We start from the raw sequence: 22619 nt of genomic DNA on the forward strand, positions 1-22619 counted from the left end.
CCCTCATGGCTCACCTGCTCGGCGCGGACCGCGTCACCCTCACGCTCGGCACGCGCACGCTCCTCGACGAGGTCAGCCTGGGCCTCGACGACGGCCAGCGCATCGGCGTGGTCGGACCCAACGGCGCCGGCAAGTCGACCCTGCTGCGGGTCCTGTCCGGCGTGCAGGCGCCCGACGACGGCCGCGTCACCCGCTCCGGCAGCACGCGCGTCGCGGTGCTCGAGCAGCGCGACGACCTCGGCTCCGGCACCGTGCTCGAGCACATCCACGGCAGCACCGAGCAGTATGAGTGGGCGGCCGACCCGCGCATCCGCCAGGTGCACGACGGGCTGCTGCCCGACGTCGACATGACCGCGGACGTCTCCACGCTCTCGGGCGGTCAGCGGCGGCGCGTCGCGCTCGCGGCCCTGCTGGTGCGCGACGACGAGGTGCTCGTGCTCGACGAGCCCACCAACCACCTGGACGTCGAGGGCGTGGCCTGGCTCGCCGACCACCTCGCGGACCGCTACCGCGGCAACAACGGCGCCCTCGTGGTGGTCACGCACGACCGCTGGTTCCTCGACGCCGTCTGCACGCGCACGTGGGAGGTGCACGACGGGGTCGTCGACCAGTACGAGGGCGGATATGCCGCCTACGTGCTGGCCCGCGCCGAGCGGGCTCGCACCGCCTCGACCGCCGAGGAGAAGCGGCAGAACCTGCTGCGCAAGGAGCTCGCGTGGCTGCGCCGGGGCGCGCCCGCGCGCACGTCCAAGCCGAAGTTCCGCATCGACGCGGCCAACGCGCTCATCGAGAACGAGCCGCCGCCGCGCGACCGCATGGAGCTGTCCAAGATGGCCACCGCGCGGCTGGGCAAGGACGTGCTCGACGTCGAGGACGTGACGCTGCGGTTCGGGGACCGGACGCTGCTCGACGACGTCACGTGGCGGATCGGGCCCGGTGACCGGATCGGGATGGTCGGCGTCAACGGCGCTGGCAAGACGAGCCTGCTGCGGCTGCTGTCGGGGCGGCTGCAGCCCACGCAGGGCCGGGTCAAGCGCGGCAAGACGGTCCAGGTGGCCGAGCTGCGCCAGGACGTGGAGGACCTCGACGAGCTGGCCGGGCTGCGGGTGGTCGAGGTCATCGAGTCCGAGAAGCGCTCGGTGGTCGTCGGCGGCAAGGAGCTCACCGCGGCCCAGCTGGTGGAGCGCCTCGGATTCACGCGCGAGCGCGCGCGCACGCCCGTCCGGGACCTGTCCGGGGGAGAGCGCCGGCGTCTGCAGCTGCTGCGGCTGCTGGTGGGCGAGCCCAACGTGCTGCTGCTCGACGAGCCCACCAACGACCTCGACACCGACACCCTGGCCGCGCTCGAGGACCTGCTCGACGGCTGGCCGGGCACGCTGATCGTCGTCTCGCACGACCGCTACCTGCTCGAGCGCGTGTGCGACCGGCAGATGGCGCTGCTCGGCGACGGCGCGCTGCGCGAGCTGCCGGGCGGCGTCGAGCAGTACCTGGACCTGCGCCGGCAGGCCCTCGCGCAGGTCGACGCGCCAGCCCCCGCGGCCGCCGTCCAGGCGCCCGGTGGGACGGGCGCCGTCTCGGCGGCCGACCAGCGTGCCGCGCGCAAGGAGATCGGCCGCATCGAGCGGCGGCTGTCCAAGATCGCCGAGCTCGAGTCCCGCCTGCACGACAAGATGGCGGCCCAGGCGACCGACCACGTCGCCGTGGCGGCGCTCGACGCGGAGCTGCGCGCGCTCGCGGACGAGAAGGACGAGCTCGAGGCGGCCTGGCTGGAGGCGGCGGACCTCGCGGACTGAGATCCGCGCGTGCTCGGAGCAGCCGGTCCGGGGGATCCCGTCGCCGGCTGCCTGCCCGCTCTGCGTTGACCGGAGGGATTTGCCGGGTTAGAGTTCCGCGACCTGACAACGCTGTCATCCCCCATCGACGTGGATGGAGATCTCCTTCATGGCCCGAACTCTGCGCCCTCGCGCGCCCGAGACGCCTCGACCTCGCCGCCGCACTGCCACGCTCACGGCACTCGTGGCCGCCGCGGCGACGACCGCCGCCGGCCTGATCGTGGCGCCGTCGGCCCAGGCCGCCGAGCCCGTGGCCTACGTGAGCGACCCCGCGCAGTACGTCAACCCGTTCATCGGGACGCAGGACGAGGGGAACACCTACCCGGGCGCGACCGTCCCGTTCGGCATGGTGCAGCTGTCCCCGGACACCGGGCACAACACCGGGTACGACTACACGCAGGGCACCGTCCGTGGGTTCTCCACGACGCACATGTCCGGGGTCGGCTGCGGGCTCGACGGCTTCGTGCCGATCCTGCCCACCACCTCGACGCCGAGCAGCACGGACTACGCCAGCAGCGGCTACAACCGCTCGTTCAAGAAGGTCGACGGTGCCAAGGTCGAGTCGGCCGCGCCCGGCTACTACACCGCGACGCTGACCTCCGGCACGGACGTCGACATCCGGGCCGAGCTCACGGCCACCGAGCACACGGGCCTCCAGCGCTACACCTATCCCGAGACCACGACCGCGAACGTGCTCATCAACGCGGGGCAGTCCCTGTCGTCGGTGAGCGCCTCGAGCGTCACGGTGGTCGGCGACGACACCGTGCTGACGACGAGCACCGTGAGCGGCTTCTGCCAGGCGACCGCCCCGTTCACCGTCTACTCGGTGACGAAGTTCTCGCGCCCCTTCGCCAGCGCCAAGACGTGGGTGGACAACACGTACAGCGCGAGCACCGAGGCGAGCTCGTCGAAGCGCACGGGCGCGCTGCTGCAGTTCGACACGTCGGGCGCGAACAGCCGCGACGTCACCTTCCAGACGGCCATCAGCTACGTCGACGAGGCGGGCGCCAAGGCGAACCTGGCGGCCGAGGCGACGACGTTCGACGCGGCGAAGGCGGCCGCGAGCTCCACGTGGAACAGCCAGCTCGCCAAGATCAAGGTGCCCGCGACCTCGTCGGACCCGGACCCGCTGTCTCCGTACGCGACGCAGCTGCGAACCTTCTACTCCTCGCTGTACCGCACGTTCCTGGCGCCGAACACCGGCACCGACGTCGACGGGCGCTACCGCGGCTGGGACGCCGGCATCCACGACGTCGACGCCGAGCCGGGTCTCGGGAAGTACTACCAGAACTACTCGCTGTGGGACACGTACCGCACGCAGCAGCAGGTGCTCGCGCTTCTCGAGCCGCAGCGCTCGAAGGACATGGCGCTGTCGGTCGTGCTCCAGTCGGAGCAGGGCGGCTGGGCTCCGCGCTGGGGCTACGGCCCGGTCGAGACCAACATCATGACCGGCGACCCGGTCACGCCGTTCCTGGTCAGCGCCTGGCACCAGGGCCTGCTCACCCGTCCCCAGGCCGAGCGCGCGTACGCGGTGCTCAGGCAGAACGCGGACGAGGTCCCGCCCGCGTCGTCGGTGTTCAACGGCCGCATGGGCAACCCGACCTACATCAAGGACGGCTACGTCGCGTTCAACCCGGGCGCTGCCCACAAGCCGGGCGACTTCGACCTCGCCCACGGCGGTTCGGCCACGCTCGAGTACGCGCTCGCCGACGCGACGCTCTCGACGCTCGCGGCCGACCTCGGGCACGAGAAGGATGCCGAGCGCTACGCGCAGCGCGGCCAGAACTTCCGCGCCGTCTGGGACGCCGAGCACCGGACGTTCCGTTCCCGCGGTGCGGACGGCCTGTTCGTCGCCGAGACCGACCCGTCGCAGATCGACGGCTTCCACGAGGGCACCTCGCTGCAGTACGAGTGGCTCGCGCAGCAGGACATCCCGGCGCTGATCGACCTGTTCGGCGGCACCGACGCCACCAACGAGCGGCTCGACGACTTCTTCGTCTACGGTCCCGAGCTGCTGGCGACGCCCAATGCGGTCGCCAAGCCGGCGACCAACAGCGAGGGCGGCTGGGTGACTGGCGCCTACAGCTACTACGGCACCACCACCTACAACCCCAACAACGAGCCCGACCTCCACTCCCCGTTCGTGTACCTGTGGACGGGCCAGCCGTGGAAGACGACGGACGTGGTGCGCGCCGCGCTCACGCTCTTCACCGACGGTCCGCAGGGTGTCACCGGGAACGACGACCTCGGCCAGATGTCCTCCTGGGCGGTGGCGAGCTCGCTCGGGATCTTCCCGATCATGCCCGGCTCCGACGTCTGGGGACTCAGCACGCCGGTGTTCACCTCGATCGACATCACGCTCGACGAGTCGTTCTACCCCGGTAGCAACGGCCATCTGGTCATCAACGCGCCCGGGCGTACCGACGCCGACCGCTACGTGCAGTCCCTCCGGGTGGGCGGCGAGACGATCGACCGTGCCCACCTGACCGGCCCGGAGCTCGTCAACGCGGGCACGATCGACTACACGGTGGGCTCCGCGCCGTCGTCGTGGGCCACCGCGCCCGCGGCCGCGCCCGGCACCATCGCCACCGCGGAGGCGCCCACGCGGGTGTACGTCCCGAACGGCACGGCCCAGGTGGCCGCCGAGCCGGGCGAGACCCTCACCGGCAAGATCGCGGCGATCGTGCAGGGGCCCCAGGCCCTGAGCGGGACGGTCACGGTGGTCGGCACCGATCAGATCAGCGCCGTCGGCTCGGGTGAGTGGACCGCGGACACGCGCGGCGGTTCGGTGCAGCTGCCGATCCCGCTCAAGGTCGCCGACGACGCGCCGCCCGGGGTCTACCCGATCACCGTGCGGATCGAGACGACGGAGGGCGTCGCCGCGAGCGGGACCGCCGTCATCTCGGTGGGCCAGCGCTCGTGGCTGGCCGCCACCGGGGCCTTCGACAACAAGGCCATCGGCCAGCCCGTCGCCGGCTCGGCGAACTTCGCGAACGGCGAGTTCCTCATCCGCTCGGGGATGGCGGGCGCCGGCCTGGCGCCCGGGGTCGTCCTCACGGCGCCGACGGACAGCTCGCTGACCTACGTGCTCCACGACCTGGGGCCCGAGTCGACGCCGCAGCAGTACGACAACCTGCTCGCGCAGGGCCAGACCACGGACGTGACCGAGGGCATGGCGGGGGCGACGAAGATCGCGTTCATCGGCAGCGTCAACAACGGTCCGGTCGCGCCTGCTCCACTGACGCTGACGTACACGGACGGCTCGACGCAGACGATCGCGGACTTCGGCTTCACCGACTGGTGCAGCGGGAGCCCGCAGACCGAGGGCAACGTCCTGGTCGGCAAGACGCCTCAGCGCTGGGCCGGCGGGATCCAGAACCTGGCGTGCGGCCTGTGGGCGACGAAGTCCTACAGCCTCTCCCCGGGCAAGGACCTCCAGTCGATCACCTGGCCGAACACACCCAAGGTGCACGTCTTCGCGATCGCCCGCGACACCGCGGCCACGGTCGCTCCCGCGATCCGCGGCACCGTGGCGGTGGGCAGCACGCTCGAGGCCGTGCCGGGCACGTACCCGACCGCCGGCTTCGTGGAGTCCTACCAGTGGCGGGCCGACGGTGAGCCGATAGACGGGGCGACGAAGGACTCGCTCCCGCTCACGGCGGAGCTCGCGGGCTCGACGATCTCCCTCACGGTCAGCGCACGGCACCCGGCTCTGAGCAACGTCATCGTCACCACGACGCCTGAGACGGACCCGGTCGCGCTCGGCACCTACACGGTGCTGACGGAGCCGACGCTCTCGGGTACCGCGCAGGTCGACGCGACGCTGTCCGTCTCCGCCGGGACGTACAGCACGCCCGACGTCGTCGAGTCGTACGTCTGGCGTGCGGACGGTGCCGTCATCGCGGGGGCCACGGGCGCCACGCTGAAGCTCGGCGCCGAGCAGCTCGGCACCAGGGTCAGCGTGACGGTGTCGTCGGCCAAGGCCGGCTACGCGCCGGCCGAGCCGGTCACGACGGCTCCGACCGTCCCGGTCGTCGCCTCGTCGATCACCGTGACCAGGGCCCCGGCGATCTCCGGGACCGCGGTCGTGGGCCAGAAGCTGACCGCCAGCGCGGGCTCCTACTCGGTGCCCGGCGTCAAGGTGGCCTTCCAGTGGCTGCGCAACGGCGCCGGCGTCAAGGGCGCCGCGTCCGCGACGTACACGCTGACGGCCGCCGACAAGGGCGCGAGGATGAGCGTGCGCGTCGCGGCGAGCAAGCCCGGGTACACGACCGTCGTGACCACCTCGACGACGACCGCTCCGGTCAAGGCGGGGACGATCACGATCGGGCGGAACGTCGCCGTCACGGGCGCCGCGAAGGTCGGCTCGACGCTCAAGGTCACGCCGGGCACGTACTCGCCGTCGTCGGTGGCCGTGGCCTACCGGTGGCTCCGCAACGGCGTCGCCATCACGGGCGCCACGTCCACGAGGTACACCGTCACGGCCGCCGACAAGGGCAAGGCGATCAGCGTCCGGGCCACGGTGAGCAAGGCGGGCTACGCGACGGTGGTGACCACGTCGAGGGCGACCTCGAAGGTCGTGGCCGGGACCATCACCGTCACCAGCAAGGCTCGCGTGGCCGGTACGGCGAAGGTCGGCTCCACCCTCAAGGTGGTGCGCGGCTCGTCCTCCCCGTCGTCGGCGAAGGCGACCTACCGGTGGCTGCGCGACGGCGTCGCCATCAAGGGGGCGACGTCGACGGCCTACACGCTCCGGTCCGCCGACCGTGGCGCGAAGATCGCGGTCAAGGTGACCCTGACGAGGTCGGGATACGCCACGAAGGCGTACACCACGGCGTCGTCGTCCAGGGTGCGCTGACCCTCGCTCCGGACGGCCCGGTGCTCCTGCCCTCGCGGGCGGGGGTGCCGGGCGGTCCGGAGGGGCCGGCCGGGGTCAGCTCGCGTCGAACGGGGTGACCAGCTCGCGCAGCAGCGTGGCGAGCTGGTCCCGCGCGTCGTCCCCGAGCCCCGCGAGGAGGCCCCGCTCCACGTCGAGCAGGTCGGCGAACGCCGCGTCGACGCGGGAGAGGCCGGACTCGGTGAGCTGCACGAGCACCCCGCGACGATCGTCGGGCGAGGGCTGACGCTCCACCAGGCCGTGCTCCACCAGGCGATCGATGCGGTTGGTCATCGTGCCGCTCGTCACCAGGGTCTGGTTGAGCAGGACGCCGGGGGACAGGCGGTAGGGCGCGCCCGCGCGTCGCAGGGCGGACAGCACGTCGAACTCCCACGTCTCCAGCTGGTGGCGGGCGAACGCGCTGCGCCGCGCGAGGTCCAGGTGGCGCGCGAGCCGCGACACGCGCGAGAGGACCTCGAGGGGCCGCACGTCCAGGTCCGGGCGCTCGCGCTGCCAGGCGTGCACGATGCGGTCCACCTCGTCGCGCACGTCGTCGGGAGCCGCCATGCGGCCGAGGTTACTCGACGTCGAGACACCCGCCGGGGAGGTCAGCCCTGGTCGTCGGGGCGCGTCAGCTGGGGCCGGCGCTCGAGGCCGGAGAGCCCGTTCCACGCGAGGTTGACCAGGTGCGCGGCGACCTCCGACTTGCCTGGCCGCCGGGCGTCCAGCCACCACTGCCCGGTCAGGGCCACCATGCCCACCAGCATCTGCGCGTAGATGGGCGCGGCCTTGGGGTCCTGGCCCTGCGTGCGGAACTGGTCCGCCAGCAGGTGCTCCACCTGCGTGGCGACGTCGCCGATGAGCGAGGAGAACGTGCCGGTGGCCTGCGCCACTGGCGAGTCGCGCACCAGGATGCGGAATCCCGCCTCCGACGTCTCGATGTAGGTGAGCAGCGCGAGCGCGGTCCGCTCGACGAGCACCTTCGGGTGGCCACCACCCTCGAGCGCGCCGGTCAGCGCCCCGGTGAGCGCCTGGATCTCCCGGTCGACGACGACCGCGTAGACCCCCTCCTTGCCCCCGAAGTGCTCGTACACGACCGGCTTGGACACCTCGGCGCGGGCCGCGATCTCCTCGACGCTGGTCCCGTCGAAACCCTTCTCGGCGAACAGGCGGCGCGAGACGTCCAGCAGCTGCGCGCGCCGCTGCGTGCCGGTCATGCGCGAACGGGGGACGCGCTTGGTCTCGGAAGCCACGCGCCCATCATGCCGTGCATGGGGCCCGCGCCCGGACGGCCTGGCAGACTGGGCCGCCGACGAGGCCACCGCGCCCGTCGTTCCGCCCTGGTGTAACGGCAGCACGCCGGCCTTTGGAGCCGTGCAGTCCAGGTTCGAATCCTGGGGGCGGAGCCGGGGACGGGTCGCAGCTTCGGGGGTGAGGTCGCACAGCAATCTATGCTCCTGACCTGCGGAATCGCAGGCGCCGTTTGTCGGGGCGTAGGTCCGCGGGGCGAGCAAGTTTGGGGTCGTGCGGCCCGTGAAGCGGCCCGGATCGGGCGCCGAGGATGTGGGTTGACGTGGATGACCACGATGCCCAGCGGGGGATTTGGCGAGCCTGCCGGCGGCTTTGGCGGAAGGCCGTCACGGGTCGTTAAATCGAATCGCGTTAGCGTGTATAGGTACAAGGTTGATCACGAGCCCGAGCACGTTCACATCAAGGGGGAGGGTAAGGAAGTTCGCGTGGGACGCGACTTGAAGCCCTTGAAGGGAGAACGCGCTTTGAGTCCGAAGCAGCGAGCCGTCGTTAAGAAGCACCGCAAGGCGATCACTGCATCTATGGATTGGTATCCTTATGTGCCGCCCGGCGGCACACCAAAGCCTTACTGATGGGTGGTGGCAGCGTGAACAAAAAAGACGTCTACGGCTGGCTGGCCGCGGTTCTTAGGTGGAATAGAGTGGCCGTCCGTGCGCGTGGGCGTCGAGTGGAGCGCAATGCGGCCGACGGCATCGATGCTTTCTCTTCGCTCCTCGCTCACATCGGGGAAGGCGCTTCCGCAAACCTTGACCTGCGTGTTGATGCGAATCGATACCAGGTCTATCGTTGTGCGCTAAAAAGCTTCGATGGGATCGATGAGAGCCGGTCTTTCGAAACACTGCGACCGCTTTACGAGTCGCTGCGCGAAGAGACCGATCCTTGGCTCGTCCGCGCAGTCGCCATCGACGTCATCTCGGGTCCGACCGAGGATCCCGCACCGTGGGCAAGGCTGGTCATCCCATCGCACCGGAAGGAACTTCGCTTGCGCGCAAACGAAGTTGCGTACCTTCGCGCCTTGCACGACTCGAATGACGCCGAATCGATTGCGCGGGACGTCGCACGTTTGACGGACTGGGGCCAAGCGGCGGCTGCCGCGAACAACCCGAGGAGCGTGGTCCTCGAGGCGCTGGCAGAACACGGCCGCGTCGCCGACGTCCGCGCCGTCGCCCGTAACCGCTTGCACGATCTAAGTCACCACAGAGACGCACCGAGCCGCGAGCTGCTCTGGGTTGAGCTTGCGGTGGGTCAGGACATCAGCGACGAAGATGGCACGATATTCGTCTGGGCGTCGTCCAACTTGCCCGAAGGTACGGAGCTACACGCTTCTGTTTCCGCCGAAGGTGCGTTTCATGCGCATGCCTCTACAGCGTTGCACGCTGGTGCCGCTGAGTTCGGCCCCTTCTCTGACAACGGAGGGCCGCTTCCTCATGGGGTGTACAACGTGACCGTCACGATGGTGAGCGCGCGCAGTCAACCGGACCGCGTCAGGACGGTTATTGGTGACGAAGGCGAGTACTTGGCGGGTCCGCTTGTCGGTCGTGACGGCGCCACGGCTCAGGTTGTCGTGCAAGTCAGCCACCGTCTAGTGAACGAGTGACTGCGGCGCCGGGGCTGACGTTGAGTTCTTTAAGTCCAAAGAGCGGAGTTGTGGTCCGAGTGCGGCCCAGCAGCACACGGATGAAGCTCTCCGTGCACATGCTCGCGTGAACGAGGTACTCAACGCTGGCGGGGTCAGGGAACGTGAGTCTTCGTCAGCGCGGAGACGGGGCACGCCGTGAGCGAGCCGCAACAGCCGCGCTGAGCCGCACTGCTGCTCGGCCGTAAACCCGTCAACTGGTCTCGCCTGCACATCAGCGCGGACGGTTGGCCCACCCGACCTCGGACCATCCGGTTGAGCCTGGGTGGTTCGCATTGTCCGTTGGCATCTTCGTGGGTGCATTGCTCACTATTCGCGACATGTCGACTTCGTCATCTACGCCGCGACTCATGCACCGCCCAGCGACCTCGATACCCCGAAGGGACACCACGGCCCTCGCGTTACGGCAGGTCACGGCGCTAAAACGGCGACCAAGAGGTCGAACGCACCTCGATGGTGGAGCGCTGGGAGATGACCTTTGGCAGGTGTGCGACCGTCCATCCGAACCTGGGCGTGCGACCCTCATCCGGCACCGTGGGTCACGCGTCCCGACGAGTGAGCGACACGGCGGCGAGCGCGAGCACCATCGCCACCCAGGCGACGAAGTCGGCCCCGCCGAGCAGCGGCGCGAGCACGCCGTCGACGTGTCCTGTGGTGACGAGGGCGTCACCGGCCGACGACGGCAGCACCTCGATCACGCGGGACCAGGAGTCGGCCAGGACCGTTCCCAGGATGGCGGGCAGGATCATGACGGCGCCGAGCACCGCCGCGACGGCGCCCGCCGTGCTGCGCAGCATCACGCCGAGCGCGAGGCCGATGAGGGCGATGCCGACGAGGTACGCGACCGAGCCGAGCACGACGCGGATCACGGTCGGGTCCGTGAGGGCCGGGGCGCCACCCGGGAGCAGACGCGTGCCGAGCACGGCCGCCGCGACGGCCGCGACGAGCGCCGCGGGCAGCAGCACGGCGGCCAGCGCCGCCGCCTTGGCGGCGAGCAGCAGTCCGCGGCCGGGGACCGCAGCGAGCGGGGGCGGTCGCCCTGCTCGCCGTCGTCCTGGGCGCGGGCGCGTGCCGGGTGCGGCGTGCCGCGCGCTGACCGGCGGCGAGACCGCGCGCGCGGGCGTCAGCCCAGCGGCCGCACGTCCAGGTACGGCCCGAAGTCGGCGACCTCCCAGCTCTGCACCAGCGTGGCGCCCGGGCTGAGCACGAACACGTCCGCCTCGGCGAGGGTGTTCCGGTCGTTGGCGAAGTCCGGTGCGTAGGGGCCGGGCACCACGGCTCCGACCTTGACGGCGCCGGCGGGCAGCCCGGTGATCCGGTAGCGGTAGCCGTCGGTGTCGGCGGGGCCCGAGCCGACCGCGAGACCGGTGACCGCGTCGTAGACGGTCACGATCCCGCCCTCGACGGGGTCGAGCTCGGACAGCACCTGGCCCTCGAGCGCGGCCCCCGCGTTCGCGACACGCACGGGGTCGGTGTCGTGCCGCCAGCCGCGGCGCACGTCCCGCACCGTGAGCCACGTCGTGCCCGTGCCCACGAGCGTGACGCCGGTGAAGGTGTGCCGGCCGCGATCCGCGCGCGTGAAGGAGTACCTGGCGGGCAGCGCGCGGGCGAGCGTGTCGCCGGTGCCGAAGCGGACCATGCCGCGGTAGGCATGGTCGATCCTCCCTCGCGGACCGACGGCGGCGACCGTGACGGCGAACGGCACACCGGCCACCACGGTGCCCGGACCGTGCAGCGCGAGCGTCGTCCGCCATCCCGTCGCTGCGGCGGGCGGCGCGGCGGCGAGGCCGAGCGCGGCGACGAGGAGAAGGACCGCGCACCACGTCGCGCTCCGTCGTCGTGCTCGTGCCGTCGTCATGGCGACGCTCCTCGTCGAGGATCGGCCTCCGGCGCCGCCCGGGGCGGCACCGCCTCAGTCCGGCGTAGACCTGTGATGCCCCGGAGCGCAAGGGCCACGGCCGATTTCATCCGGTGTGTGCAGGTCGATGGGGACCACCGGGACAAGAGGTGGGACCCCTGTCCCGTCGGACCCCGCCCGCGCGCGACGGTAGAGTGGGCGCGCGCACGGAACCGCAGCCCGCACGTGCGGGCAGACCCGCGAGGAGCACCCCGAAGGTGACGTATCCCCGCCCAGCCGCCGTCATCGTCCTCGCCGCTGGTGAAGGCACACGGATGCGCTCGGCCACCCCCAAGGTCCTGCACACGCTCGCCGGGCGGTCGATGGTGGGCCACGCGCTCGCCGCGGCCCGCGGCCTGGAGCCGGAGCGCGTCGTGGTGGTGGTCCGGCACGAGCGCGAGCGCGTCGCCGCGCACATCGCCGAGATCGACGCCGCCGCGCTGCTCGCCGACCAGGACGACATCCCGGGAACGGGCCGCGCGGTCCAGGTGGCCATGACACGGCTCGACGGCGCGGCGCAGGCCGACTCCGCGGACGGCTCGACCCCCGGGTCGGCCGCGGCTGCGCTGCTGACCGGCGCGATCGTCGTCGTCGCGGGTGACGTCCCGCTGCTGGACGCGGGCACGCTGGGCGAGCTGCTCGCCGCGCACCACGAGGACCAGAACGCGGTCACGGTCCTGACCACCGAGGTCGCCGACGCGACCGGCTACGGCCGGATCCTGCGCGAGCCGGGCACGGGCGACGTCGTCGGCATCGTCGAGCACAAGGACGCCTCCGACGACCAGCGCGAGATCCGCGAGATCAACTCCTCCATCTACGTCTTCGACGCCACGGTGCTGCGCAGCGCGCTCGGGCGGCTGGGCCGCGACAACGCGCAGGGCGAGGTCTACCTGACCGACGTGCTGGCGCTGGCCCGCGAGGACGGCGGCCACGTCCGCGCGCTGCGCACCGACGACCCCTTCGTCGTCGAGGGCGTCAACGACCGCGTGCAGCTCTCGGTGCTCGCGCGCGAGTACAACCGCCGCATCGTCGAGGACTGGATGCGCGAGGGCGTCACGGTGATCGACCCCGCGACCACGTGGATCGACGTCGACGTCGAGCTCGAGCGCGACGTCACCGTGCTGCCGGGCACGCAGCTGCACGGCGCGACCGTGGTCCGCGAGGGCGCGACCGTCGGCCCGGACACCACTCTCACCGATGTCGAGGTGGGCCCCGGGGCCACCGTGACGCGCACCGTGGGGACGCTCGCCGTGGTGGGTGCGGGAGCCACCGTCGGCCCGTTCGCGCTGCTGCGACCGGGCACGGACCTGGGCGAGAAGGGGAAGATCGGCACGTTCGTCGAGACCAAGAACGCGCAGATCGGCGCCGGCTCCAAGGTGCCGCACCTGTCCTACATCGGGGACGCGACCATCGGCGAGGGCACCAACATCGGCGCCGCCTCGGTCACCGTGAACTACGACGGCGTGCACAAGCACCGCACGACGATCGGCTCGCACGCCCGCACGGGCGCGGACAACATGTTCGTCGCTCCCGTCACGGTGGGCGACGGTGCGTACACGGGCGCCGGCTCGGTGATCCGGCGCGACGTGCCCTCGGGTGCCCTCGGCGTGAGCGCGGGCGCCCAGCGCAACATCGAGGGCTGGGTGGCGCGCGCGCGTCCCGGCACCGCAGCCGCGATCGCCGCGGGTGCGCCCGACGAGCTGTCGCCCCAGGCGCGCGCGGAGCGTGAGCGTGCCGCCACGGCCGCCCGCGGGATCCCCGTGACGCCGCCGCCCGACTTCCCCGAGACACCGCGGACCACCCCGCCGGCGGACGCCGGCACGACCACGAAGGATGTGCGATGACCGGGATCGTCTCCCACGACGGAGAGAAGCGGCTGGTCCTGGTCTCCGGACGTGCGCACCCCGAGCTGGGCGTGCAGGTTGCCGACGAGCTGGGCATCGAGCTGCTCCCGACCACCACCTACGACTTCGCCAACGGGGAGATCTACACCCGCTTCGGCGAGTCCGTGCGCGGTGCGGACGCCTTCGTGCTGCAGTCGCACGCCTCGCCCGTGATCAACCAGTGGATCATGGAGCAGCTGCTCATGGTCGACGCCCTCAAGCGCGCCTCGGCCAAGACGATCACCGTGGTGGCGCCGTTCTACGGGTACGCGCGCCAGGACAAGAAGAGCCGGGGCCGCGAGCCGATCTCGGCCCGCCTCATCTCGGACATGTTCCGCACGGCGGGCGCCGACCGCATCATGAGCGTCGACCTGCACACCGCGCAGATCCAGGGCTTCTTCGACGGGCCGGTGGACCACCTGTGGGCCATGCCGATCCTGGTGGACTACGTGCGCTCGCGCGTCGACGTCTCCAACGTCACCGTCGTGTCGCCGGACGCCGGCCGCATCCGCGTGGCCGAGCAGTGGGCCGCCAAGCTGGGCGGCGGGCCGCTCGCCTTCGTGCACAAGACGCGCGACGTGCGGAGCCCCAACAAGGCGGTGGCCAACCGCGTCGTCGGTGACGTCGAGGGCCGCTCGTGCGTGCTGGTCGACGACCTCATCGACACGGCCGGCACCATCTCCGAGGCGGTGCGCGTGCTCATGGAGGCCGGCGCCAAGGACGTCATCGTCGCGGCGACGCACGGCATCCTCTCGGACCCGGCCGTGGACCGGCTGCAGGAGTGCGGCGCGCGCGAGGTGGTCATCACCGACACGCTGCCGATCGAGGACGACAAGCGGTTCGAGAAGCTGACGGTGCTCTCGATCGCCCCGCTCGTGGCCCGCGCCATCCGCGAGGTCTTCGACGACGGGTCGGTCACGTCGCTGTTCGACGGCAACGCCTGACCTTCTCCCGAGACCCTCGGGCGTGTGGCAGTCGTCGCACGCCCGAGGGTTTCTCGTCCCGCCCGCCAGCAGGTAAGATCGGCAAGTTGCCTCGGCGAGGGACGACGGACGGCCACGAGGCCGCACCCCGTCCGTGATCGACAGGGTGAACGCCTCCGTGCGTGCGCCAGTCCGTCCTGCGCCCCGCGTCGAGGCCACCACATCGTGAACCGCTTGTCGCCATCATCGCGCCGTCCCGGCGCCTCACTCGTCGTCTGCTCCTGGGAGTCATCGTGTCCGAGATCAAGCTTGCCGCCACCACCCGCACCGAGTTCGGTAAGGGCGCCGCGCGCCGCCTGCGCCGCGCCGACCAGATCCCCGCGGTGCTCTACGGGCACGGCTCGGACCCGCTGCACGTCGCCCTCCCGGGCCACGCCACGATGCTCGCCGTGAAGCAGGCCAACGCCCTGTTCGCCATCGAGCTCGACGGGAAGACCACGCTCGCGATCACCAAGGACGTCCAGCGTGACGTCGTCAAGAACACGATCGAGCACGTCGACCTGCTCATCGTGAAGAAGGGCGAGAAGGTCTCCGTCGAGGTCCCCGTCAACGTCGTCGGCGAGTCGGCCCCCGGCACCATCCACCTCGTGGACATCCAGTCCCTGGCGCTCGAGGCTGAGGCCACGCACCTGCCGCAGCACGTCGACGTGTCGATCGAGGGCGCCGCTGCCGGCTCCACGATCACCGCCGGCGAGGTCGAGCTGCCCAAGGGCGCGACGCTGGTGACCGAGCCCGACACGATCATCGTGACGATCACGGTCCCGCAGGCGTCCGCCGCGGACGTCGCCGCCGAGGAGGCCGCCGCCGACATCGCCGCCGCGCAGTCGGCCGCGTCGGCCGCCGCCGCCGAGGGCGACGCCTGAGCCTGACCCCCTCGACGCCCGGTACCGTCTCGAACGGTGCCGGGCGTCGTCGTCTGCGCATCGAGGAGGACTCGTGAGTGAGGGACCCTGGCTCGTCGTCGGGCTCGGCAACCCCGGGGCCCAGTACGCGGGCAACCGGCACAACGTGGGCCACATGGTCCTCGACGAGCTGGCGCGCCGTGGCTCGGCCTCGTTCGGCTCGTCGGGCGGGCTGCTGGGCCGGCGCCCGCAGGCGGTCACGGCGGACGTGCGGCTCGGCGTGCTGCCCGGCGGTGCGCCCGGCCCTCGCGTGGTGCTGGCCAAGCCCACCACCTACATGAACGTCTCCGGTGGCCCGGTCGCGGCCCTCGCGCGGTACTACGACGTGCCGCCCGAGAAGGTGGTGATGGTGCACGACGAGCTCGACATCCCGTTCGCCGACGTGCGGCTCAAGCGCGGCGGCGGCGAGGGGGGGCACAACGGGCTGCGGGACACCACCAAGGCGCTCGGCACCAAGGACTACCTCCGCGTCCGCGTGGGCGTCGGGCGGCCCCCGGGCCGCATGGACGCCGCCGACTACGTGCTGCGCGACTTCCCCGCGGCGGAGCGCAAGGACCTCGCCTGGTTGGTGGACGCCGCGGCCGACGCGGTCGAGCTCGTGGTGACCGCCGGCCTCGAGGCCGCTCAGCTCCGCTTCCACACCAAGGCGTAGGACCTTCCCACACCGGCGGCGCCACGTCACCCTTCCGAGGGTGAAGTCCTGGCGAACAGGGTGAAATCGGACAGATCGTACTGATCAGTACAGACCCGGACGTATAACCTCCGACTAGTCCACGACGATCTCGTCGGATTCACGTTGGGGGAAGTACACATGACGCTCACCGCGGATCGTGGCGTGCTGTGGTCGGGGGACGAGTTCGAGCGTCGCAGCAGGGCACGCGAGCCCCGCCGGTCCTGGGCGTCCATGCAGCCCTTCGAGCCGCGCAAGACGGTGTTCAACGTCGCCGGCCGGCGCCGCGCGAGCGCCTGGCGCGCCGTGGGCCACCAGTACGCCGCGGTCACCGCGACGGTGGACGCGACGATCGCCGGCATCGCGGGGTACGCCGTCGCGGTCGGCTACCTCCCCCTCGGCCAGGCGGCGCTCGCCGGCCTGGCAGGCGCCGCCCTGTTCACCGCGATGGCTGCCGCCAGCGGCGGGTACGCGCGCGACCGGCTCGGGGACGGGCCTGGGGAGTTCCAGGCCGTGCTGCGCGCGGCCTCCCTGGTGGCGGTCGCCCTGGTGGGGTACGCCTTCCTCTTCAAGGCGGCTGTGCCGCGCGAGGCCGTGTTCCTCGGCGTGCCGCTCGTCGCGGCCGCCTCCTGCCTCGTCCGCTACGCGCGCCGGCGCCGGCTCCACGAGGCGCGGCGCGCCGGCGCGGCCATGCGCAGCACGCTCGTCGTCGGAGACCCGACGTCGGTGCAGCGTGTGATCGCGGACCTCACCGCGGCGCCCCACCACGGGTACCGCATCGACGGCCTGTGCCTGCAGTCGGGGGACGGCATCGACGACATCGCGGGCGTGCCCGTGGTGGGCGCCGTCGCCGACGTCGTCCAGGTGGTCGCCGACCGCGCCGCCGAGGTCGTCATCATCACGGGCTCGAGCCTGAGCGGGGACGCGCTGCGTCGCCTCTCCTGGGCGCTCGGCCGCGCGGGTGCGCACATGGTCGTCGCCCCGGACATCGTCGAGGTGTCGGGCCCGCGCCTGTCTGTGCGCCCCACCGCGGGCCTCTCGCTGCTCGAGGTCGAGGTGGACACGCCGCGTCGGCGGCTCGTCGCCAAGTCGATCATCGACGTCTCCCTCGCGGTCCTCGCCGGGCTCGTGCTGCTCCCGGTGGTCGCCGGCGCCGCCGTGGCCGTTCGCCTCACGTCGAGCGGGCCCGCGTTCTTCCGCCAGACGCGCGTGGGGGTGGACGGCAAGCCGTTCACGATCTGGAAGCTGCGCACGATGTACGTCGACGCGGACGAGCGCCGCGACGCGCTCATGGCGGAGAACGAAGGTGCGGGGCTGCTGTTCAAGCTGCGCAAGGACCCGCGGGTGACCCCGGTCGGCCGTTTCCTGCGCAAGTACTCGCTCGACGAGCTCCCTCAGCTGTGGAACGTGGTGCGCGGTGACATGTCGCTCGTGGGCCCGCGTCCCCCGCTCGAGGTCGAGGTCGGCGCGTACGAGGACGAGGTGCACCGCCGGCTGTGCGTCAAGCCCGGGCTCACCGGCCTCTGGCAGGTCAGCGGGCGCTCCGACCTCGAGTGGGACGAGGCCGTGCGCCTCGACCTGCGGTACGTGGACAACTGGTCGGTCGCCATGGACCTCATGATCCTGTGGAAGACCGGCCGCGCCGTGCTCACGGGGTCCGGCGCGTACTGAGCGCCCGCCGCGCGTGAGCTGAGCGGTCGAGGCGTTCCGCCTCGGGGCTGCGGGGGGCGAGGAGAGCGCGGCGCGTCGCCCGCCACACACACGCCGGGGGCTCTGGGGCCGGGCCGGGCGGCGCGACGGCCCAGGCATCGGGGTGACGACCAGCGGGCGGGGCCGCGGGTCGGGGCAACTCGGGCCTCGGGCGGCGCGGGCCAGCTCGGGCCTCGGGCGGCGCGATTGTCCGGGGAGCCCGGCACTCCTGGCCGCTTCGCCGGTGTCAGCTCGCGGCGAGCGTGCTCTCGATCGCGGCGTCGAGCGCGGGCACCAGCGTCTCCATGTAGGTCATCGTCACGTGCTGGTTCAGGTGGTAGACCAGCACGCCGCCGATGACCGCCGGGCAGGTCCCGCTCGCGCAGAAGGAGGCGGTCAGGTCCACCACCCCGACCTCGGGAGAGGCCTGGGCCGCGGTGACCAACGGGTCGGGCCGCAGCGTCGTCCGCTCGGCCGTGGCGCACGCCGCCGCCCCGCGCTCGGCGACGCACACGGGCGTCGCCTCGATGCCCGCCGCGGTGGGGTCCGGGTTGTCGCGCAGCACGACGACCTTCGCGCCGCTCGCGCCGATCCGCTGCCACGCGTCGACGAACCCGCCCACCGCGTCGCCGCCCCGGTACTGCGTGCTGGACAGAGCCGAGGTGAACACGTAGTGGTAGCCGCCGCGCTCGACCGCGTCGAGCACGTTGCCCTGCCAGACGGCGCACGCCTGCTTGGTCGCGCCCCCGCCGGCCGGCGGGGTCGCCGACAGCGGGCACCCCGAGCGGAGGTAGGTGGTGAGCTGCCAGCCGCGCTCGGACGCGACCTTGGCGAGCGCGGGCGTCCACTGCGCCGCGTGCGAGTCGCCCACGATCGCCACGGGCGTGCCACCGGGCGCGCCGAACGTGCAGGTGACGGCCGCCGTCACCTGGCCCCGGATCTGGCAGCCGGCGTGCTCGATGCCGAAGTCGTCGGACTCGGCGATCACCGGGTCCGGCAGCACACCCGCGGTCGGGTCGGCCGCGGCCGGCTCGGCGCAGCCGCTGCCGGGTGCCATCGCGGCCGCTCCGAAGCACGGACCCGGTGCCGCGAGCGCCGCGTCGAGCGCCACCCAGGCGTCGGCCTTCTCCTGCTCGACGCGCACGTTCATGGCGTGCGCCGGCACCGCGACCACCGCGATCGCCGACACGACGGCGAGCGCGACGGTCGACTTGCGCCGCCAGAAGGAGCCCCCCGTGGGGCGGTATGCCGCGAGCACGGGGACCTCGACGAACCGGCGCGTGACGTAGGCGAGCGGCACCGCGACGAGCACGGCCAGCGCACGTCCGCGCAGCCCGAGCGAGGCGCCCGCGGCGTAGGGGAGCAGCACGATCAGGGGCCAGTGCCACAGGTACAGCGCGTAGGACATGTCGCCCGTCGACTGCACGGGGCGCCACGCCATCAGCGCGGAGGGGCTCCATCGGGCGCGGGGCGAACGCGCGGCGATGATGAGGCAGGTGCCCAGCACGGGCAGGATCGCGAGCCAGCCGGGGAAGGGCGTCGCGGCGTCGAACGTGAACGCGGCGTACCCGATGAGCAGGATCCCGGCCCAGCTCGCCGCCGCGAGCAGCCGGTCCGGCAGCACCTCGAGTCGGTGCACCACCAGCCAGAGCAGGCCGCCCGCGGCGAACTCCCACGCGCGCGTCGTCGTGGCGAAGTACGCGGAGGCGGGCTCGTGCGCGGTCGCGTAGACCGACCAGGCGAGCGAGGCGAGCGCGAGCGGGCCCAGCACCAGCAGGTAGGCGCGCCGCCACCGGCGCACCCGGACCGCGATGAGCTGGCCCAGGACCAGCAGCGCCGGCCAGGCGAGGTAGAACTGCTCCTCGGCGGAGAGCGACCAGAAGTGCTGCACGGGGCTGACCCCGGCAGCCGGGGCGGAGTAGTTGGTGGCGTTGCCCGCCAGCACCCAGTTCTCCACGTACACCGCGCTCGCCGAGATCTGCTCGCCGAACGTCGGCCACAGCGTGCGGGGCACGAACAGCCACGTGCCCACCAGCGTCACGAGCAGCACGAGCATCGCCGCGGGCAGCAGGCGCACCGCTCGTCGGGCGTAGAACCCCCCGAACGTGAACGTCCCTGCGCGCAGCGGACGCGCGATGTGCGCGGTGATGAGGTAGCCGGAGATGACGAAGAAGACGTCGACGCCGATGTACCCGCCGGGCAGCCCCTGCGGAGCGACGTGGAAGGCGAGCACCAGGAGCACCGCGCCCGCGCGCAGGGCCTGGATCTCGGGACGCACCGCGCGGGTCAGCTCGGGGGCTCGCAGCGGTGACGGGCTGGTGGTGACGCTCACCTGAGGCCTCCCGTCGCGGTCCCGGCACGCACGCACCACGGAGCCGCGCGCGAGATCGAAACGCTACAGGCGACCAGCGGCGACCGGGGCGGATCGTCCGGATTTCGCCCGCTGTCCGGTGCGCGGGCCGATGGACGCCCCGGGCAGCGGCCCGGCACGATGAGCACCTCCGAGACAAGGACTGCCATGACGTCGCTCAAGCGCTATCGACAGGGCGCACGCCTCTACGTCGCCTTCCTGGTGGGGCGGGTGCCGGTGCTCGCGCTGCGGCACGCCGTCTACCGCCGCCTCGGGATGCGGCTCGCGCCGGGTGCGGTGGTGCACTGGCGTGCGGTTTTCTTCGCGCCGGAGGGCGTGTCGCTGGGCGAGCGCTCAGTGGTGGGCAACGACTGCTTCCTCGACGGCCGCAAGCGCCTCACCATCGGCCGCAACGTGAACATCGGCGGCCACGTGCACATCTTCACCATGGAGCACGACCCCCAGGACGCCGGCTTCCGTGCGACCGGGGCGCCCGTGGTCATCGAGGACCGCGCGTACGTCGCCAGCCGCGCGACGGTCCTGCCCGGCGTGACGATCGGTGAGGGCGCCGTGGTCGCGGCCGGCGCGGTGGTGGTGCGCGACGTCGCTCCGTACACGATCGTCGGCGGCGTCCCCGCCCGTGAGATCGGCACACGCTCGCGCGACCTGACCTACGAGCTGGGCACGCACCTGCCCTTCCAGTGAGACGACGAGGACCCGCCCCGCAGCAGCGGGACGGGTCCGACGTCGGAGGCGGTCAGATGTTGGTGCGGGTGACCGCAGCCCCGTCCTCGTAGACGTTGCCCCGCAGGTCCAGGCTGTACGCGCTGGGGATGCGCACCGCGCAGTTGGCGTACTGCTGGCCGCGGCCGAACGTGTTGCTCGCCACCGTCACGCCCGTGGGCGAACCGGAGGCCGCCTCGGAGATGTTGAGGGTGCACGCACCGTCATCCAGGTAGTTGCCGGTCACGGACAGGTTGGACACCGGGCCGGTGCCCTGGGTCACCATGATCGCCGCGTTCTTCGAACCCGTGATCGTGGAGTTGCGGATCACGATGTTGTCGCCGCCCTGGATCTGGATCGAGTCGCTGTGGCTCGGGCCGCCGTTCCAGTTGGGGTCGTTGTAGTAGTGCGCGTTGTCGTGCAGCCACGAGTCCTCGATCAGCACGTTGCTGCCGTGGATGTGCACGGGGTCGATCACGTTGGAGATGTCCACCCGGCGCAGCGTGAAGTTCCAGCCCTTGACGCCGTCGACGTCGGGGCTCTTGGTCTGCGCGGCGAGCGTGGAGTCCTCGATGGTGACCGAGTAGGCGTTGTTCTGGACCCGGACGAGGTCGTTCTTCTCGGGGACCAGGGGGCCGCGGATGTAGGAGTTCCTGATCACGACGTCCTTCGCCTTGATCGAGACGTAGCCACGGATGTCCCAGCCGTCGATGACGGTGCCGGCCTTGTCGATGACGAGGTTGCCCTCGTGCACCTTCGCGATCGCGGTGCCCTGCGGGACGCCGGTGGAGTCGGCCCCGGGCATCCCCGGGGGCGTCGGACGGGGCGCGACGGTGCCGTCACCCACGGACGAGGCCTCCGAGACCACGGACAGGTTGCTGTACGAGACGGTCACCGGTGCGGCCGTGACGTTGCTCGCGACGTAGGCGCTCAGGCCGATCGAGCCGGCGCTCTGCGCACCCACGGCCGAGCTCGTCTGGCTGACCTGCCAGGCGGAGGGCTCGGTGGTGCCGGCGGCCCACGCCTTGGCGCGCACGGTCGTCGGGTTGGTGCCCGTGGCCTGCACGCGGACGTTGAGCTTGGTCCCGGGGGTGTACGTGCCGATCGCGGCGGACGCGATCGTCGTCGAGTTCTCCTGGGCCAGCAGGGTCGCCTTGCCGTCCGCCGTGAGCTTGATGCGTGCGCCGTAGGTGTAGTTGCCCACCTTGCGCGCCCAGAAGTTCAGCTGCGTGCCGGAGCCGGACTGCGCCTTGTCCACGGCGACGGTGACCCGCAGGTCGGAATCCGTCGAGGAGACGTCGTGCAGCTCGCTGGTCCGGGTGGAGCCCGCGGTGCTCACGAGCTGGCGAGCCGTGCCGCCCGAGGTGGAGTAGTTGCCGATGAGCCCGGCGTGCGTCCACGTGCCGCCGGTCTGCGCGGCGCCCCAGCCGTTGGTCCGGCTGGCCGAGAACGTGTCGGCCGCGATGGTCTGGTACTGCGGCGCGGGCGCCTTGACGGTGACCTGGGCGCTCGTGGAGTGCTTGGCGCCCTCGTCGTCGGTCACGGTGAGGCCGACGGTGTAGGTGCCGGCCGCGGCGTAGGTGTGCTGGGGGGTCACGCCCGTGCCGGTGGAGCCGTCGCCGAAGGTCCAGGCGTAGGAGGCGATCGTGCCGTCGGAGTCGCGCGAGCCGGTGGCGTCGAACGCGACGGCGAGGTCGGTGACCTTGGAGGTCATCGCCGCGACGGGGGCCACGTTGGGCACCCGGACGGTGACCTGGGCGCTCGTGGAGTGCTTGGCGCCCTCGTCGTCGGTCACGGTGAGGCCGACGGTGTAGGTGCCGGCCGCGGCGTAGGTGTGCTGGGGGGTCACGCCCGTGCCGGTGGAGCC

The 22619-nt window shown here is 71.9% G+C and carries 15 protein-coding genes, 1 tRNA gene and 1 pseudogene; 11 read left to right on the forward strand and 6 right to left on the reverse strand.

Going from position 1 to position 22619, the window contains the following annotated elements:
• Positions 1 to 5 precede the first annotated feature (5 nt).
• From QRT05_RS15540 to QRT05_RS04935, 3 genes and pseudogenes are all read left to right on the forward strand, one after another.
• Positions 6 to 471: pseudogene (locus tag QRT05_RS15540) on the forward strand (ATP-binding cassette domain-containing protein); the annotation flags it as partial.
• A 2-nt stretch (positions 472 to 473) separates the two neighbouring features.
• A complete protein-coding gene (locus QRT05_RS04930) occupies positions 474 to 1793 on the forward strand; it encodes an ABC-F family ATP-binding cassette domain-containing protein (protein WP_407650309.1) in 1320 nt (439 codons plus the stop codon).
• Between the two features lie 148 nt (positions 1794 to 1941).
• A complete protein-coding gene (locus tag QRT05_RS04935; protein WP_289445829.1) occupies positions 1942 to 6690 on the forward strand; it encodes a GH92 family glycosyl hydrolase in 4749 nt (1582 codons plus the stop codon).
• A gap of 75 nt (positions 6691 to 6765) precedes the next feature.
• On the opposite strand, the gene QRT05_RS04940 is transcribed toward QRT05_RS04935, so the two are convergent.
• Positions 6766 to 7275 carry a MarR family winged helix-turn-helix transcriptional regulator gene (locus QRT05_RS04940; protein ID WP_289445830.1) on the reverse strand — a complete coding sequence of 170 codons (510 nt, stop codon included), beginning with the start codon at positions 7273 to 7275 and terminating at the stop codon, positions 6766 to 6768.
• Between the two features lie 41 nt (positions 7276 to 7316).
• A complete protein-coding gene (locus QRT05_RS04945) occupies positions 7317 to 7925 on the reverse strand; it encodes a TetR/AcrR family transcriptional regulator (RefSeq protein WP_289446120.1) in 609 nt (202 codons plus the stop codon).
• Between the two features lie 117 nt (positions 7926 to 8042).
• Between QRT05_RS04945 and QRT05_RS04950 the strand changes: the two genes are divergently transcribed.
• Both QRT05_RS04950 and QRT05_RS04955 read left to right on the forward strand, forming a co-directional pair.
• Positions 8043 to 8114, forward strand: a tRNA-Gln gene (locus tag QRT05_RS04950).
• 491 nt (positions 8115 to 8605) lie between these two features.
• Positions 8606 to 9616 carry a hypothetical protein gene (locus tag QRT05_RS04955; protein WP_289445831.1) on the forward strand — a complete coding sequence of 337 codons (1011 nt, stop codon included), beginning with the start codon at positions 8606 to 8608 and terminating at the stop codon, positions 9614 to 9616.
• Positions 9617 to 10194: 578 nt separating this feature from the next.
• Here QRT05_RS04955 and QRT05_RS04960 read toward each other — a convergent pair.
• Positions 10195 to 10620: a hypothetical protein gene (locus QRT05_RS04960; protein ID WP_289445832.1), complete on the reverse strand. Its 426-nt coding sequence runs from the start codon at positions 10618 to 10620 to the stop codon at positions 10195 to 10197.
• 158 nt (positions 10621 to 10778) lie between these two features.
• On the reverse strand, positions 10779 to 11513 hold the full coding sequence (locus QRT05_RS04965; protein WP_289445833.1) for a hypothetical protein: 735 nt from the start codon (positions 11511 to 11513) through the stop codon (positions 10779 to 10781).
• 257 nt (positions 11514 to 11770) lie between these two features.
• On the opposite strand from QRT05_RS04965, the gene glmU reads away from it, so the two are divergent.
• The 5 genes from glmU (at position 11771) to QRT05_RS04990 (ending at position 17661) form a co-directional block, all read left to right on the forward strand.
• Complete coding sequence (gene glmU / locus QRT05_RS04970; RefSeq protein ID WP_289445834.1) at positions 11771 to 13396, forward strand: bifunctional UDP-N-acetylglucosamine diphosphorylase/glucosamine-1-phosphate N-acetyltransferase GlmU; 1626 nt, start codon at positions 11771 to 11773, stop codon at positions 13394 to 13396.
• Positions 13393 to 14379 (forward strand): ribose-phosphate diphosphokinase, encoded by a 987-nt coding sequence (locus tag QRT05_RS04975; RefSeq protein ID WP_289445835.1) that lies wholly within the window; start codon positions 13393 to 13395, stop codon positions 14377 to 14379. Before glmU ends, QRT05_RS04975 begins: the two co-directional genes overlap by 4 nt.
• Positions 14380 to 14651: 272 nt before the next feature.
• Entirely contained in the window at positions 14652 to 15281 is a 630-nt protein-coding gene (locus QRT05_RS04980; protein ID WP_289445836.1) for a 50S ribosomal protein L25/general stress protein Ctc, read from the forward strand.
• Positions 15282 to 15354: 73 nt separating this feature from the next.
• Positions 15355 to 15972, forward strand: a complete 618-nt coding sequence (pth, locus tag QRT05_RS04985; protein ID WP_289445837.1) for an aminoacyl-tRNA hydrolase — start codon at positions 15355 to 15357, stop codon at positions 15970 to 15972.
• 159 nt (positions 15973 to 16131) lie between these two features.
• Positions 16132 to 17661 carry a sugar transferase gene (locus QRT05_RS04990; RefSeq protein WP_289445838.1) on the forward strand — a complete coding sequence of 510 codons (1530 nt, stop codon included), beginning with the start codon at positions 16132 to 16134 and terminating at the stop codon, positions 17659 to 17661.
• 265 nt (positions 17662 to 17926) lie between these two features.
• Here the strand turns inward: QRT05_RS04990 and QRT05_RS04995 are convergent, their stop codons facing one another.
• The gene (locus tag QRT05_RS04995; protein WP_289445839.1) at positions 17927 to 20011 is read right to left on the reverse strand and encodes an acyltransferase family protein; all 2085 of its coding nucleotides are present in this window, start codon (positions 20009 to 20011) and stop codon (positions 17927 to 17929) included.
• 465 nt (positions 20012 to 20476) lie between these two features.
• On the opposite strand from QRT05_RS04995, the gene QRT05_RS15525 reads away from it, so the two are divergent.
• On the forward strand, positions 20477 to 20734 hold the full coding sequence (locus tag QRT05_RS15525; RefSeq protein ID WP_407650310.1) for a DapH/DapD/GlmU-related protein: 258 nt from the start codon (positions 20477 to 20479) through the stop codon (positions 20732 to 20734).
• Between the two features lie 52 nt (positions 20735 to 20786).
• Here QRT05_RS15525 and QRT05_RS05005 read toward each other — a convergent pair.
• The coding region (locus tag QRT05_RS05005) for a PKD domain-containing protein (protein ID WP_289445841.1) at positions 20787 to 22619 on the reverse strand (1833 nt) is incomplete at its 5' end.

Source organism: Cellulomonas edaphi (genome assembly GCF_030362815.1).
Lineage (GTDB): Bacteria > Actinomycetota > Actinomycetes > Actinomycetales > Cellulomonadaceae > Cellulomonas > Cellulomonas edaphi.

Coding starts and splice junctions, on each gene's coding strand:
- QRT05_RS04940 (WP_289445830.1), bottom strand. CDS start 7,275: ATGGCGGCTCCCGACGACGTGCGCGACGAGGTGGACCGCATCGTGCAC.
- QRT05_RS15525 (WP_407650310.1), top strand. CDS start 20,477: ATGGAGCACGACCCCCAGGACGCCGGCTTCCGTGCGACCGGGGCGCCC.
- QRT05_RS04965 (WP_289445833.1), bottom strand. CDS start 11,513: ATGACGACGGCACGAGCACGACGACGGAGCGCGACGTGGTGCGCGGTC.
- QRT05_RS04945 (WP_289446120.1), bottom strand. CDS start 7,925: ATGACCGGCACGCAGCGGCGCGCGCAGCTGCTGGACGTCTCGCGCCGC.
- QRT05_RS04935 (WP_289445829.1), top strand. CDS start 1,942: ATGGCCCGAACTCTGCGCCCTCGCGCGCCCGAGACGCCTCGACCTCGC.
- QRT05_RS04990 (WP_289445838.1), top strand. CDS start 16,132: ATGACGCTCACCGCGGATCGTGGCGTGCTGTGGTCGGGGGACGAGTTC.
- QRT05_RS04975 (WP_289445835.1), top strand. CDS start 13,393: ATGACCGGGATCGTCTCCCACGACGGAGAGAAGCGGCTGGTCCTGGTC.